This is a genomic window from Bacteroides intestinalis DSM 17393, assembly GCF_000172175.1.
Taxonomy (GTDB): domain Bacteria; phylum Bacteroidota; class Bacteroidia; order Bacteroidales; family Bacteroidaceae; genus Bacteroides; species Bacteroides intestinalis.
Genome location: NZ_ABJL02000008.1, coordinates 3,349,896 through 3,362,938 on the forward strand (window position 1 = coordinate 3,349,896; position 13,043 = coordinate 3,362,938).

Here is a 13,043-nt window from a genome sequence, read left to right on the forward strand (position 1 = left end):
TCCGCCAGACTGAGTGTAGTCGGGGGATCCCCTTCATAAGCGCAAAAGAGGAGATCCTTCGACAAGCTCAGGATGACGGAAATAAATGGTAATAAAATCAGTTTTCTTATTCTCTTTTCATCGGTACATATCTCAACCCATTCGTCACTTGCGGTTCCTTCACTTCTTTAAAGCCCAGACTTCTGTAGAAAGGAACAGCATACGAAGATGAATTCACCGTCATTCCGGGTACGGGATTATCTGCAATAAGGGCGTCAAAAAGTTTCCGTCCTATGCCTTTCCGGTGATATTCTTCCTTGATAAAGAAGAGAGAAATATGTTCTCCGTGGTTCTTCGTAGCCAGCACTCCCACCAGATTATCTTCATCGAACGCGCCATAAATGACCAGCCCGTTCACCACTGCTTTATCATTGACAAAGCTTTTGAAACTTTCCAGCCCCTGTTCGTCAAAATCGTCTTTGCCACACTGAAGATACACTTGCAATGAAAGTGTTGCGGCATTCTCATATTCAGGCAGTTCTAATCTTCGGATAATTGTCATAGGAATCTAATATTACGGTAAATCACAAAGATATTGAATTTATGTATTGATTGCCCAAATATCCCGATTATTTCGCCCGGAAACACTACATTTGCAGAAATAAGTGCATCTTAACTAATCCCCTCTATTCTGATTATGGAAAAGCTTATCGATAAATTCCTTCCGGCAGATTATCATGATACATTCGTTATCAAGGCCAGCAAACCTGCGGAACAGATTGTTCCTAAGGAACTAATCGAGAAAATATTCAATCACTCTCCGGCATGGCTTAGTTTCCTTTACAAAGTCAGAAATATCCTGGTGAAGCCTTTTGGTATCGAAGGCGGAGACATCCTGACATCGGAAGATTATATAATAGAAGATACAGAGAACGAAGCCATCATGAGGAAGGACGACAAGCATCTGTTGTTTTATGTTTCCATTGCCAAGATAGGCAATAACCTGATAGACGTGACGACAGTGGTTCAGTATCACAATGCGTTAGGAAAAGTTTACTTCTTCTTTATCAAACCTTTCCACAAGATGATTGTGCCGCGGGTGGTGAAAGAGTTTATATAATAGGTATAATTATATGATACTCAATCCGTAGCTACTGATTTCATCAAAGTCTTCCTCAGTATATGAGTTCTTCTGGCGGATATCCTGCACTATCTTCATGAACTCTTCGGCTTTCGACAAGAAATCCTTAAATTTCTCTGTCTGTTCCTCATGCCCTTTCACGGCAGGCAGTTTCTCGGCTGTGTCCAGTTGCAGTCTCAGTTCCATAATCTTCAGGTCCAGACGGGCTTTGTCTTCCACATGCTTGCGGGCATAGAGATTGATAATACTCTGCATTGTCAGGCTCATCTTTTTCATTGCAATAATCTGCTCTTTCACCGGATTCTCCGCCAGCAAGACTTGCTGGGCTTGCGCAACGATAGGACTCAGAATATCAAATATGTTCTGCTTGCATTCGGACATCTCCACACCCAGTTCATAGTTATCATTCAGCAAATCTGCTATTCCTTCCGTCTTCTTCTCTTTCAGCAGAGACAGGTATTTATTAAAATTAGCATAGAACTGCCCCCTTGACTGGAAAAGTTCGGTATAATTCTGTATCAGGTTCTGCCGTACATCGTCGCCAAAGTAGTCACCCGGCTGTATCACCGCCGCAGAATCTTTCTTAGAAATGACAGGAGACATGATATGCGAAAACATCTGTACCTTAGCCTGCTGTTCCATATACCCCAGAACCGCATTTACGTCTCTCTCTTTCACCAAATTCTTCAACAGAGCCAATGAAGTATCATAATATTTCACCACTTGCCCTGCATCTGCAATCTCTTCGGGGGTATAAGTCACCGCCTCCTTCTTACTGCCCGTACAGGACACCAACATAACAACGCTTACAAATGCGCCCAAGACTAACAATTTCTTTCTCATAGAATTTTTCATTTTAATTTCAGTTTCGTAAACACTCAACTTATTAGTTGACAAGGGGGATAGACCTTGAAACTCCGTTTCTAAAGAGGGCATGACAACCTCCCTCGTCAAGCCGTCTCCGCTCTCCTTATAAACTAAGAACACAGCCGACGTTGAGCTTATAACAATATAAAAGCGATTTTGCTCTCGATTATGGATTTTTTCACCTTTGTATTTTGTACTTTTGCAGCGGATTTCAGAATCCTGTATGAAAATTTGAATCGGAACCATGAGCAACATAAAAGGTTATATATACGCGGCAGCTTCTTCCTCCACATTCGGATTAGCCCCTTTTTTCACCATATCCTTATTGGCTTCAGGCTTTTCCTCTTTCGAAGTGCTTGCTTACCGTTGGGGAATCGCTTCACTCACCCTGGGAATATTCGGTGTACTATTAAGAGAAACTTTCCGTATCAGCCGGAAAGATTGGGGAACTGTATTTATATTGAGCCTGCTCCGGGCAGCAACTTCACTAAGCCTCGTCATAGCTTACCAACACATCGCCAGCGGAGTGGCATCTACCATTCACTTCATGTATCCGCTGGCCGTTGCCCTCGCCATGATATTCTTCTTCCGGGAAAAGAAATCATTCTCCATTCTGTTTGCCGTACTGGTTTCGCTGGCGGGTGCGGCATTGTTATCATCGGGAGAGATAGACTTTAAAGGTGGAAATACAACAACAGGGCTGATTGCCGCCACGCTATCCGTATTCTTTTACGGCGGATATATCGTCGGAGTACGTAAGAGCCGTGCCATTCATATCCCATCTACCGCACTGACTTGCTACGTCATGGGGCTGGGCGCTTTATTCTTTATTATAGGGGGAAGTCTGACAGGCGGTATTCAGTTGGCAACAGGCGGACAAACATGGCTGAATATCCTCGGACTGGCACTACCGGCAACAGCCATTTCAAATATCACGCTCGTGAAAGCCATCAAGTACATCGGCCCTACACTGACCTCCATCTTCGGAGCCTTAGAACCTCTTACGGCGGTAGCTATCGGATGTCTGGTCTTCAAAGAAAGTTTCACTCCGGGCACTGGTCTGGGCATATTGCTGATATTGATGGCGGTCACTGTCGTCATTATGCACGAGAAGAAAACAAGCTGATAAGAGTGATTACTTACTCTTTTTATAATCGGTGATAAAGCCTTCCATCATCCACTTCGCCAAAGCCTGGCGATTGGAACTGATAACGAAACGGCGTTGGTCGAAGGTATTCTGAATATTTCCCAGTTCTACAAAAACCCCGGCAGGAGTAGAATTAGCCAACACATACAGGTTGCGCGGGCCTACCGTGCCCGTAAAGCCGCGATTAGGCTGATGTTTATCATACTTAGACTCAAAAGTATTCTTCATCGTAGTTGCCAGACGCTTGCTGTTGGCACTGTTGGGGGCATGATAAAAGAACACATCCGTCTGATGTCGCTTGCTGCGGCTATCCACATGCAGGAAGATGGAACGGCAATAGGTATAGTTCTTGCGGTCTTTTCTATAAAGTTCATTGATTTTGATGCAACGCTGGCGAAGGCGAGCCACTTGGTTCAGAGGGATAGCGTCTCCCATACAGGTTTCGCGCTTACTATTATTAAGGTAGCGGTCGTCACGAATGCCGTCTTTGGCATCCTGAATAATGATATAAACCTTTGCTCCCTCTTCCATCAGATTACGGGCAAGACGCAGGGCGACATCATAAGCATATTCATCTTCATGGAGTTCAACGTTCCCTATCTTACCGATAGCACCGGGGTCAGGTCCTCCATGTCCGCTGACCACATAGAAGCAGGCACCCTTCAAACGGTTACCGGTCACCCGGACTTTAGCCAGTTCTTTTCCGAAAAGAGGTTCATGAATTGTTTTGCCGGAACCGGCAGCAGAGGCAGAAGAAGTAGATGAATTTGCAGCAGTTTCAGTTTTGGATTTCAATGGCGGAAGCAGGTACTTCACCCCTAAGCGCAATTCCTGTTTTCCGCGTAACTGCTTTTTATTCAGTTCAAGGAACTCCAGATAGTAGGCTTTACCGGGACGCTTATTGCGTTGCAAGAAGGCCGAAATGCCTTCACCAGACCTCGGTGCAGCCCTTTCCTCCTGCGCCGAAGCGTGGAAAGGGGTGAGAAACAGGAAAGAAGATATAAACAACAAAAATAATATCCGAACCATAATTACCTGCTTTTAGCAAACATACTTCAACTGTTGCGGACAAAAATACAATTATTTTCCCTACTTTTGCGCCCATAAATGCGTTAATTGATAAGAAACTATAAAAATAGATAGCATTATGGCAAAACAATTAAAACCGGAGACACTCTGCGTACAAGCCGGATGGACTCCAAAGAAGGGTGAACCCCGCGTGCTCCCCATCTACCAAAGTACAACCTTCAAGTATGAAACCAGCGAGCAAATGGCACGCCTTTTCGACCTTGAAGAGAACGGCTACTTCTACACCCGCCTGCAAAACCCTACGAATGACGCCGTTGCCGCCAAGATAGCGGCCCTCGAAGGTGGTGTGGCCGCCATGCTGACATCCAGCGGACAATCTGCCAACTTCTACGCTATTTTTAATATCTGTCAGGCAGGCGACCACTTCGTCTGTTCATCCACCATCTACGGTGGAACCTTCAATCTCTTCGGTGTGACAATGAAGAAGTTGGGCATCGAAGTTACTTTCGTCAACCCGGATGCACCGGAAGAAGAAATCTCAGCCGCTTTCCGCCCGAACACCAAGGCACTGTTTGGTGAGACCATCTCCAACCCGACGCTGGAAGTGCTCGATATCGAAAAGTTCGCCCGCATCGCCCACAGCCACGGCGTGCCTTTGATTGTAGACAATACCTTCCCGACTCCTATTAACTGCCGCCCGTTCGAATGGGGCGCTGATATCGTGGTACATTCCACCACCAAATATATGGACGGCCATGCCACCAGCGTAGGCGGTGCCATCGTGGATAGCGGAAACTTCAACTGGGATGCCTATGCCGACAAATTCCCCGGATTGTGTACGCCCGACGAATCTTATCACGGCCTGACTTATACAAAAGCTTTCGGCAAAATGGCTTATATCACCAAAGCTACCGCACAGTTGATGCGTGACCTTGGCAGCATTCAGTCTCCGCAGAATGCATTCCTGCTGAATATCGGTCTTGAAACGCTCCACCTGCGTATGCCGCAACATTGCAAGAATGCACAGGCAGTTGCCGAATATCTTTCCAAAAACGATAAGGTGGCATGGGTTAATTACTGTGGCCTTCCCGGAGACAAATATCACGAACTGGCACAAAAGTATATGCCGAACGGTTCGTGCGGTGTTGTCACCTTCGGCTTGAAAGGAGGTCGCGAAGTAGCCATCAAATTTATGGACTCACTGAAACTGGCAGCTATCGTCACCCACGTAGCCGATGCCCGCACCTGCGTGCTGCACCCCGCCAGCCATACGCACCGTCAGCTTTCGGACGAACAATTGATGGAAGCCGGTGTACGTCCCGACCTGATCCGTTTCTCGGTTGGTATCGAGAATGCGGATGATATCATTGCAGATATTGAACAGGCGCTGAACGCATAAGTACTGTGCTGCCGATCAGATAAAAAAACTGTATCTGACAAAGAGAAATCCAAAGAATAATATCCCCGACTCCCCAACCGGAGTACGGGGATAATTGTTATCTTTGCAAACAGTTCATCAAATCCAGTGGTTATGAATACAGATAATTTCACCCCGCGCAGACTTCCCGTCGGAATACAAAGCTTTGAAAAACTACGTAGTGAAGGTTTTGTCTATGTAGACAAGACGGCACTCATTTACAAACTCATCCAAGCAGGTGTGCCCTGTTTCCTGAGTCGCCCACGCCGCTTTGGAAAGAGCTTGTTGCTCTCCACTATCGAAGCCTACTTCAAGGGTAAGCGAGAGCTTTTCCGGGGATTGGCTATGGAACAACTGGAAAAGAATTGGTATGAATATCCCGTGCTGCATCTCAGCCTGAATGCCGAGAAGTACGATAGTAAAGAACGGTTGGCAGATATGCTTGAACGTCAGCTCCAAGCGTGGGAACAATTATATCAGACCGGCGGCAAAGGTATCACATATTCCGGCCGCTTCATGACCGTCATCAAGCAAGCCTACGAACAGACTGGTCGCCGTGTCGTAGTGCTTATCGACGAATACGACAAGCCACTACTCCGCTCCTTCGACAACTCCAAACTGCAAGACGATTTCCGCGAAACGCTGACCGCCTTCTATACCGTATTGAAAGATGCCGACCCCTGGCTGCAATTCGTCCTCATCACCGGAGTGACCAAGTTTGCGCAGATGGGCATCTTCAGCAACCTCAACCAACTGAGCGACATCAGTTTCGACCTCGACTACAACACCCTTTGCGGCATGACATTGCCAGAAATTGAGACTACTTTTGTCCCCGAACTGGAAGCAATGGCACTGAAACAGAAACTCTCACACGAAGCCCTACTGGAAAAGATGACCCGTCTTTACGACGGCTACCGCTTCACCGATGATGAAGAATTCACCCCAATGTACAATCCCTTCAGCGTGCTCAATGCGCTGATGAAACGTGCCTTCGGTAGCTACTGGTTCGGTAGCGGCACCCCCACCTTCTTAGTGAATATGCTGAAAAAGACCAACTTTGACCTGCGCGAGATGGACGGCATACAAGTAGGGGCACTTTCGCTCAGCGACGACCGAGCCGATGTGAATAATCCCGTTCCAATGGTTTACCAAAGTGGGTATCTGACGATAAAGAAGTACGATGAAAGGTTCAATATGTACACCCTCGGCTTTCCTAATGAAGAGGTTAAGTATGGCTTCCTCAATTTTGCCACACCTTTCTATACACCGGTATCACAGAACGACACCAATTTCTACATCGGAAAGTTCATCCACGAACTGGAGACGGGTGACACCGACTCCTTCCTCACCCGTCTACGCGCCTTCTTTGCAGATTTCCCTTACGAACTGAATCGCGAAAAAGAGAACAACTACCAGATTGTCTTCTACCTCGTCTTCAAGTTGATGGGACAATTCACCGAAAGCGAAGTGCGCAGTGCTTGCGGGCGTGCCGATGCAGTGGTCAAGACTCCGGAGTACATTTATGTATTCGAATTCAAGCTGGACGGCAGTGCCGAAGCAGCCCTACGGCAGATTGATGAAAAAGGTTACCTCATTCCTTATACCGCCGACGAACGCCGACTTATCAAAGTGGGCGTGTCCTTCGACAAAGAGAAGCGAAACCTTGGCGAATGGTTAATAGAGCAAGCAACAGAAGAGATTAACAAGCTATAGCCCCACCTTCATCAACACATATTTACATTTACTCATTTATCCCCCACTCAGGCGAAAGACCGAAAAGTCTTTCGCCTTTTTTGTTTCGTGCCCTCCTACTTCCGCTATTTTTCATAAACCATGCCGTTCAGTTGCCTTGTCACGGCAAAATTACACTACCTGTCCATCAAACTGTCCATAGACAAAGTGCGGTGGTTACACAGATAAGCCCTATCTTGAACTCGTAAGTTTTGCTGATTGGCAAAGCATGTACTGACAAACAAGAATATTGACAATGGATATAAACACCGCACTACTCACCATGGCCGCCTTTATGGGCGGATGTGCCCTTGCCATCATGGCACAGCAATGGTTGCAAACACACCGATGGCCCCGAATGCGCCGACGCATAGACACCCTGATAAAGCTGCGCGTAGAACAGCAGTTGCACCGCCACGAGGCAGAATGCCCCATGGCACAGATGCACGCCCAGCGAAACATCCTCTACAGCCCGCCCGCCGTGAAGAGTCAAAGCCACCAGATGCTGGTGGGCTTCATGATGACCTACTACCCCGACTTCCTGAAGCAACTGACAGCACACACCGACGGCCGCCTTTCCGACAGCGAAGAGCACACCTGTTTCCTCATCAAGCTGGGTTTGCGAAACAAACAGATAGCCCAAAGCATGGGCATCACGCCCAACAGCGTGATAAAGACCAAGCAACGCCTGCGCCAGAAACTGAAAGGCCTACCCGCCGACGAAGACCTGACACGATGGCTCCAGCTACTGGGCGAACCGCTGGACAAACTGCCGCCCGGACACATGATGTTCCTTGGAGAACACTCCGCCGAAGACAAAGAAACAAAAATCAGATAATGACAACATTTTTATTAACCCTTAAAAAACAATTGATTATGAGTACAGAACAAATGAAACAGTGCCAAGCCCCGGCCACACATGCCCCGGCCGGCAATAAGATGACCTACACGCCGCCGCAAATGGAAGTGATTAAGATGGACCTGGAAGGCGTAATAGCAGGCAGCGGAAACCTGAGTGACTTCACGTCCGGCTCCACTATCCGACAAAGCAGTACCCGCCGAGGCTACAACTCCGCATCGAGCAGCGACCTGGAAGACCTGATAAACGACATCCTCACCGTGGAGCAATAGTAAAACCAAGTAATCACCCTTAAAGAAAAGAAAGGAAACCAAACAATGAAACGCATATATAATAAGGTATATCACGCAGCGATGGCAGCCCTGATGCTCACCGCCGCCACAGCCTGCACCAGCGACAACGAACCCCTGCAGAACAACGACGTTCCCCCGACCGGACGCCCCGTTACCATAACCGCCACCTACCAAGGAACAGGCACCCCGGACGGAACGGATGCACAGACCCGAACCGACTACGGCTACGATATGTTTAACAACACGGTGGAAGTAACTTGGAAAGCAGGAGACAAGATTTATGTCATCAACTCCGAAAACTTAAAAGAAGGCAACACCCTCACCGCTGCCGGTTTTGAAGAATTCACGCTGGAAGGAGAAGCTGGAAAAGCAACAGGAACATTCAAAAACGAGAACAGCAATCTCGATATGAATAAGCAACTGTATGCAGTATATTGCGGAAACAACGCCTCGGACAAGATATCCGTTACAACCACCAGTGGAGTTAGTAGTAAAACCTACAGCTTCAGCATGACAGGGCAACGGCAAACCGCCAACTTCACTACCGCCCATTTAGCAGACTACGATTTGATGTGCGCAACAGTAAATGCCAATGCCGCCACTAAATCTTTCAACTTCACGCACGTCAACGCAATATTACTCCTCCGTCTGACACTTCCCTACGGCCGACATACGGTGAAAGAAGTGAAAGTAGCCTGTTCAGCAAACTCTTTAGCCCAATCAATCACAGTTAATCCTGCATTGAAAAAGGTACAAATTGCTAATCTTGCTAACAGCTGTATTCTAAAATATGGAAGCGGCGATAATGGAGTAACTGTTACTTCCGAAAATGCTATCCTAGCATTTATGATGGTCTTTTCAAATCCTATATATAAGAATAATGAGATTACTATAACCGCCACCTGCGCAGATGGTACATTTTCTACAAAGATTACACTGTCCGAAGACTTTGTTATGACCCGTGGCACATTGAATACCATCGAAGCCACCCTTACGAAGGAAAACAACTAAAAATTAATCGGCAATCCCCAACTAAACCCGCCCCCCCGAAATGCGGCGTGCAGAAAGAAGGAAATACAGACTGCCATCCTGGGTCATACGTCCCTGCCCGGATGGCAGCCTCACCCACAAAAAAAGGACGGAACACCCTAATCCGCCTGCATCAGGAAAGGAGGAAGACATCGCAGGAGAGGCATCACACAGAAAAGACTTCCCAAGCCGCCGGGGAACACAGTCAGCGGCACGCTGCCTCACCCTCACTCTCGTTTTTTTGCCATTCTTCCCTGTCGGGAAAGCTGCGAAGAGGAAGAGAGAGGGAAACACAGATAAAAACAAATTCATTATGAAAAGAGAAATTATACTATCAGGAGCAGAAAAAGGCTATGCCTTGTCATGGAGCGCTTTCACACGCGCCAGCCGCGCAATCACCATCAGCATGACGGACGAAACGGGTCATCGATATTTCACCCTCAACAAAGCCGACGAAGGCACAGGTCACTACGCCTACAAGTTCCTGGGCGAAGGCTCGGACACCTGCGCCGGCAACCAACTGAAGGTGAGTATTGAGAACTCCTATCCCGAAGAACTCCAGACCGTGGTCAGCGCCACCCAGATATACGGCAGCGACGGACGTCTGAAAGGCATCTCCTACACCGTGTGTGCCGAAGACTATACGGATGCTAACTTCAGCGACTTCTGCCTCAACGTAGTGGCCTGGGTGAAGTAACCGAAGAAAAGCACTTCTGATACGTCCCCCTTGATTGACGAATATTAAGATAAATCCTGACAACAAATGCAGACTTAGCGGAATACGGCTTCACCTCGCTGACACTTAGCACAAGTATCCCCGACACTTAGCACAGGTGTCCATGACACTTAGCACAAGCATCGCTGACACTTAGCACAAGTGTCAGCACCCCTTAAAAACCGCTCCACAAGCCCTCTGCACAAGGCTCAGGCAGATGTTTCACTTAAAAAACCATAGAATATGGCATTTTTCAAACCTATTTACAAAAAGTTGTCCAAGAAGTGGCATCCCCAAGCCGTGAGCGTGGGCAAACCCATCGAAATGGACGAGCTTTGCAAGCAGATAGCGCTCATCTCCACCGTGAGCAGCGCCGACACCAAAGCTACCCTCGAAGCCCTCGGCCTTGTGCTGGGGACATGTATGAACACCGGTCGCACGGTACACGTGGAGGGTCTGGGAACCTTCTACTACACCTGCATCTCCACAGGCAAAGGCGTGGACACGGCCGAAAAGGTGAACGCCAACCAAATCTCCGGCACCCGCGTACGTTTCGTGCCCGAGTCGCATCGGCAAGGTACCACCATCACCCGCGGCCTCATCGGCGAAAACGTGACGTGGGCAAATATCAACTCCATCAGCCAGTTGGACGGCACAGGCAGTGGCGGCAGCAGCGGCGGAGACGGAGGAATAGAGGAAAATCCGTTGGGATAACCGAAACCGAACTCCGTTGCGATAACCGGGCGGGAGTCGAACACGGCACTCATGCGCCCCTACGCCCTCCCCCGATGCAGAGAGAGGAACAGCAGCAGACAGGCGGACAGCTATTTGCTGTTGTTCTATTTAGAAACGAACTGATTTTAAGGGGATATTTCGTTAGAGTACACCTTTTTTTCGTACCTTTGGCATACCAAACCTCTAAGAGGAATATGGGTATAGAACATTTTATTACAAAGGAGAAAAATTATGAGAAATTACAAAATCATCAGTGAAGGTCAAGACCATGTCACGGTGGAAATAAGTAAAAGTTTCTTCAAGAGAATGATGCAATGGGAAGAAAGCTTCAAAGTGGCCAAAGCTATCCGCCGCGGCCTGAGCGAACGTGATAAATATCCTGAACTGAGTCGTGAGGAGGCTGAAAAGGAAATAGAAAAATGGTAAGAGAAGCTGTAAAGTTCCAGTTCTCGGACGATTTTAAGATCGCCTTCAAACGACTATTGAAAAAATATCGTACGTTGAAACAAGATTTGTTGAAGGTTATGGACGAAATTCAGGAATCTCCGTCGGAGGTCGGCGTTCCTCTTTTTGCAACCGTCCGTAAAATGCGTATGGCTATTTCAGCAAAAGGGCGGGGAAAAAGTGGCGGTGCTCGCCTCATCCTCAGTCTATACCAACAAGAAGGGATTGTCTTCTTTCTCTTTATTTATGATAAGAATGAAATGGAAAATGTTTCAGATGAGTTCATTAAAGAGATTTTAAAAGATATGGAAGATGCGGAAAACTAAGAGAAAATACCCCCGCTCCACAGCCTGTTTCGCTTTCATCGTGAGGAACTCCATTCGCTCCTACACACTCATTTCAGATGTATATCGCATCACGTTCAAGGTTTTGGCGAAAACTGCGAAACATGTTTTCGTGCAAGGTTATCAAATCTACTTTCCGATGAAAAAGCTTCTGTAGCTCCTCTTTTATATTCATACGGGTAAAGAAACTGGGACGGCTCATCGTAATAAACACATCAATATCGCTCTTCTCGTCCTGTTCCCCCCGCGCCACGCTACCGAACAGCCCCAACTGTTCGATGCCATACTTGTCGGCAAACTTTTCCTTATAAGCCCGCAGACGGTCGACGATCTCCTGGGTGGTTTCCATATCTTACTTCTTTTAGTGACAGGTACAAAGTTAGCGATTTCCTCAAGAAAGAGAAGACATACCGCCGAAAATATACCGCTATGCACTCATTTTTACGAAGCTTACCCCAGCATCTGTTATTATGGCACGTGAATAATCGGTCATTTTTAAGAGTTTATGTGCAGGGGGTAACACTTTTTTCTTTATCTTTGTTTCACGAAAAAAGTATCCTAAAAAGAGACATTATGAAACGCAACGCCAATAAAGTACTCGAAAGCATCCGCCAGTCGCTGGCTCAACACCTGCCTTCCGGCGGACGTGCCGTGCTGTTCGGATCGCAAGCACGCGGCGACGCACGCCCGGACTCGGACTGGGACATACTTATCGTACTCGACAAGGAGAAACTCGAAACTGCCGATTACGACACTGTAAGCTATCCGCTCACCACGCTAGGCTGGGACTTGGGTGAACGCATCAACCCCATCATGTACACCCTGAAGGAGTGGACCGCAAGCCACATCACTCCGTTTTATAAAAACATTGAACAAGAAGGAATTATACTGGTATGAGTTTAAGTGAAGAAGAACGCAATGCCCTTGTGACATTGCAGATGGAAAAAGCACGGACTTTTCTGCAACAAGCAGATGAAATGTATGTTCTAAAATACTGGGACATAGCTTCAAACCGTTACTATTATGCATGTTTCCATGCTGTACAAGCATTACTGATTAAGCATGGATTGACGTGCCGGACACATGACGGGCTGATCGGCTGTTTCGGGTTGAACTTTATAAAAACCGGAATAATCAGTTCACACCTGGGAAGTTTTCTGTCACGCATCGAACAACTGAGGCAGAAAGGGGACTATAACTGCTTATATTCCATATCTGAAGAAGAAATCAGCGCAATGCGTGCCCCAGCAAGAGAACTTGTCGAAAAGATAAAGGAACTGATATGAGAAACAATCTGGTTATATAACTTTGTC

Annotated in this window: 18 protein-coding genes; 13 read left to right on the forward strand and 5 right to left on the reverse strand. The window is 47.3% G+C overall.

The genetic code is table 11. The features are described 5' to 3' along the window. Positions 1-106: 106 nt before the first annotated feature. Positions 107-541 (reverse strand): GNAT family N-acetyltransferase, encoded by a 435-nt coding sequence (locus BACINT_RS22790; protein ID WP_007667738.1) that lies wholly within the window; start codon positions 539-541, stop codon positions 107-109. Positions 542-676: 135 nt separating this feature from the next. Here BACINT_RS22790 and BACINT_RS22795 point away from each other — a divergent pair, with 135 nt between their 5' ends. Next, positions 677-1,099: a DUF2867 domain-containing protein gene (locus tag BACINT_RS22795; RefSeq protein ID WP_007667740.1), complete on the forward strand. Its 423-nt coding sequence runs from the start codon at positions 677-679 to the stop codon at positions 1,097-1,099. A gap of 9 nt (positions 1,100-1,108) precedes the next feature. Here BACINT_RS22795 and BACINT_RS22800 read toward each other — a convergent pair whose 3' ends face one another. Next, on the reverse strand, positions 1,109-1,963 hold the full coding sequence (locus tag BACINT_RS22800; RefSeq protein ID WP_021968351.1) for a DUF6845 domain-containing protein: 855 nt from the start codon (positions 1,961-1,963) through the stop codon (positions 1,109-1,111). Between the two features lie 268 nt (positions 1,964-2,231). Between BACINT_RS22800 and BACINT_RS22805 the strand changes: the two genes are divergently transcribed. Beyond that, the gene (locus BACINT_RS22805) at positions 2,232-3,113 is read left to right on the forward strand and encodes a DMT family transporter (protein ID WP_007667742.1); all 882 of its coding nucleotides are present in this window, start codon (positions 2,232-2,234) and stop codon (positions 3,111-3,113) included. Positions 3,114-3,122: 9 nt separating this feature from the next. Here BACINT_RS22805 and BACINT_RS22810 read toward each other — a convergent pair whose 3' ends face one another. Beyond that, positions 3,123-4,163 (reverse strand): N-acetylmuramoyl-L-alanine amidase family protein, encoded by a 1,041-nt coding sequence (locus BACINT_RS22810; protein ID WP_007667747.1) that lies wholly within the window; start codon positions 4,161-4,163, stop codon positions 3,123-3,125. A gap of 118 nt (positions 4,164-4,281) precedes the next feature. On the opposite strand from BACINT_RS22810, the gene BACINT_RS22815 reads away from it, so the two are divergent. The 5 genes from BACINT_RS22815 (at position 4,282) to BACINT_RS22835 (ending at position 9,474) form a co-directional block, all read left to right on the forward strand. After that, the gene (locus BACINT_RS22815) at positions 4,282-5,562 is read left to right on the forward strand and encodes an O-acetylhomoserine aminocarboxypropyltransferase/cysteine synthase family protein (protein ID WP_007667750.1); all 1,281 of its coding nucleotides are present in this window, start codon (positions 4,282-4,284) and stop codon (positions 5,560-5,562) included. A 132-nt stretch (positions 5,563-5,694) separates the two neighbouring features. Next, positions 5,695-7,293, forward strand: coding sequence for an ATP-binding protein (locus tag BACINT_RS22820; protein ID WP_007667753.1), 1,599 nt, complete (start codon positions 5,695-5,697; stop codon positions 7,291-7,293). A gap of 274 nt (positions 7,294-7,567) precedes the next feature. Then, positions 7,568-8,149, forward strand: coding sequence for a helix-turn-helix transcriptional regulator (locus tag BACINT_RS22825; RefSeq protein ID WP_007667756.1), 582 nt, complete (start codon positions 7,568-7,570; stop codon positions 8,147-8,149). Between the two features lie 128 nt (positions 8,150-8,277). After that, positions 8,278-8,442, forward strand: a complete 165-nt coding sequence (locus BACINT_RS22830) for a hypothetical protein (protein ID WP_370807823.1) — start codon at positions 8,278-8,280, stop codon at positions 8,440-8,442. Positions 8,443-8,487: 45 nt separating this feature from the next. After that, entirely contained in the window at positions 8,488-9,474 is a 987-nt protein-coding gene (locus BACINT_RS22835) for a hypothetical protein (RefSeq protein ID WP_007667761.1), read from the forward strand. 21 nt (positions 9,475-9,495) lie between these two features. Here BACINT_RS22835 and BACINT_RS24290 read toward each other — a convergent pair whose 3' ends face one another. Continuing rightward, positions 9,496-9,804 (reverse strand): hypothetical protein, encoded by a 309-nt coding sequence (locus tag BACINT_RS24290; protein ID WP_147400662.1) that lies wholly within the window; start codon positions 9,802-9,804, stop codon positions 9,496-9,498. A gap of 1 nt (position 9,805) precedes the next feature. On the opposite strand from BACINT_RS24290, the gene BACINT_RS22840 reads away from it, so the two are divergent. The 4 genes from BACINT_RS22840 to BACINT_RS22860 all read left to right on the forward strand — a co-directional run bounded on the left by BACINT_RS22840 (position 9,806) and on the right by BACINT_RS22860 (position 11,712). Further along, positions 9,806-10,189: a hypothetical protein gene (locus BACINT_RS22840; RefSeq protein ID WP_021968355.1), complete on the forward strand. Its 384-nt coding sequence runs from the start codon at positions 9,806-9,808 to the stop codon at positions 10,187-10,189. Positions 10,190-10,450: 261 nt separating this feature from the next. Continuing rightward, a complete protein-coding gene (locus BACINT_RS22845; RefSeq protein ID WP_007667775.1) occupies positions 10,451-10,921 on the forward strand; it encodes an HU family DNA-binding protein in 471 nt (156 codons plus the stop codon). A 252-nt stretch (positions 10,922-11,173) separates the two neighbouring features. Continuing rightward, on the forward strand, positions 11,174-11,368 hold the full coding sequence (locus BACINT_RS22855) for a hypothetical protein (RefSeq protein ID WP_007667778.1): 195 nt from the start codon (positions 11,174-11,176) through the stop codon (positions 11,366-11,368). Further along, on the forward strand, positions 11,362-11,712 hold the full coding sequence (locus BACINT_RS22860; RefSeq protein ID WP_007667779.1) for a type II toxin-antitoxin system RelE/ParE family toxin: 351 nt from the start codon (positions 11,362-11,364) through the stop codon (positions 11,710-11,712). Before BACINT_RS22855 ends, BACINT_RS22860 begins: the two co-directional genes overlap by 7 nt. A gap of 73 nt (positions 11,713-11,785) precedes the next feature. Here the strand turns inward: BACINT_RS22860 and BACINT_RS22865 are convergent, their stop codons facing one another. Continuing rightward, a complete protein-coding gene (locus tag BACINT_RS22865) occupies positions 11,786-12,079 on the reverse strand; it encodes a nucleotidyltransferase family protein (protein WP_007667781.1) in 294 nt (97 codons plus the stop codon). Between the two features lie 224 nt (positions 12,080-12,303). Here BACINT_RS22865 and BACINT_RS22870 point away from each other — a divergent pair, with 224 nt between their 5' ends. Continuing rightward, a complete protein-coding gene (locus BACINT_RS22870) occupies positions 12,304-12,627 on the forward strand; it encodes a nucleotidyltransferase domain-containing protein (protein WP_021968358.1) in 324 nt (107 codons plus the stop codon). After that, positions 12,624-13,016 carry a HEPN domain-containing protein gene (locus BACINT_RS22875; RefSeq protein WP_007667786.1) on the forward strand — a complete coding sequence of 131 codons (393 nt, stop codon included), beginning with the start codon at positions 12,624-12,626 and terminating at the stop codon, positions 13,014-13,016. The genes BACINT_RS22870 and BACINT_RS22875 overlap by 4 nt, the downstream gene beginning before the upstream one ends. Positions 13,017-13,043 lie beyond the last annotated feature (27 nt).

Coding starts and splice junctions, on each gene's coding strand:
- BACINT_RS22795 (WP_007667740.1), top strand. CDS start 677: ATGGAAAAGCTTATCGATAAATTCCTTCCGGCAGATTATCATGATACA.
- BACINT_RS22805 (WP_007667742.1), top strand. CDS start 2,232: ATGAGCAACATAAAAGGTTATATATACGCGGCAGCTTCTTCCTCCACA.
- BACINT_RS22865 (WP_007667781.1), bottom strand. CDS start 12,079: ATGGAAACCACCCAGGAGATCGTCGACCGTCTGCGGGCTTATAAGGAA.
- BACINT_RS22870 (WP_021968358.1), top strand. CDS start 12,304: ATGAAACGCAACGCCAATAAAGTACTCGAAAGCATCCGCCAGTCGCTG.
- BACINT_RS22825 (WP_007667756.1), top strand. CDS start 7,568: ATGGATATAAACACCGCACTACTCACCATGGCCGCCTTTATGGGCGGA.
- BACINT_RS22800 (WP_021968351.1), bottom strand. CDS start 1,963: ATGAGAAAGAAATTGTTAGTCTTGGGCGCATTTGTAAGCGTTGTTATG.
- BACINT_RS22855 (WP_007667778.1), top strand. CDS start 11,174: ATGAGAAATTACAAAATCATCAGTGAAGGTCAAGACCATGTCACGGTG.
- BACINT_RS22875 (WP_007667786.1), top strand. CDS start 12,624: ATGAGTTTAAGTGAAGAAGAACGCAATGCCCTTGTGACATTGCAGATG.
- BACINT_RS22815 (WP_007667750.1), top strand. CDS start 4,282: ATGGCAAAACAATTAAAACCGGAGACACTCTGCGTACAAGCCGGATGG.
- BACINT_RS22835 (WP_007667761.1), top strand. CDS start 8,488: ATGAAACGCATATATAATAAGGTATATCACGCAGCGATGGCAGCCCTG.
- BACINT_RS22840 (WP_021968355.1), top strand. CDS start 9,806: ATGAAAAGAGAAATTATACTATCAGGAGCAGAAAAAGGCTATGCCTTG.
- BACINT_RS22790 (WP_007667738.1), bottom strand. CDS start 541: ATGACAATTATCCGAAGATTAGAACTGCCTGAATATGAGAATGCCGCA.
- BACINT_RS22860 (WP_007667779.1), top strand. CDS start 11,362: ATGGTAAGAGAAGCTGTAAAGTTCCAGTTCTCGGACGATTTTAAGATC.
- BACINT_RS22845 (WP_007667775.1), top strand. CDS start 10,451: ATGGCATTTTTCAAACCTATTTACAAAAAGTTGTCCAAGAAGTGGCAT.
- BACINT_RS24290 (WP_147400662.1), bottom strand. CDS start 9,804: ATGAATTTGTTTTTATCTGTGTTTCCCTCTCTCTTCCTCTTCGCAGCT.
- BACINT_RS22810 (WP_007667747.1), bottom strand. CDS start 4,163: ATGGTTCGGATATTATTTTTGTTGTTTATATCTTCTTTCCTGTTTCTC.
- BACINT_RS22820 (WP_007667753.1), top strand. CDS start 5,695: ATGAATACAGATAATTTCACCCCGCGCAGACTTCCCGTCGGAATACAA.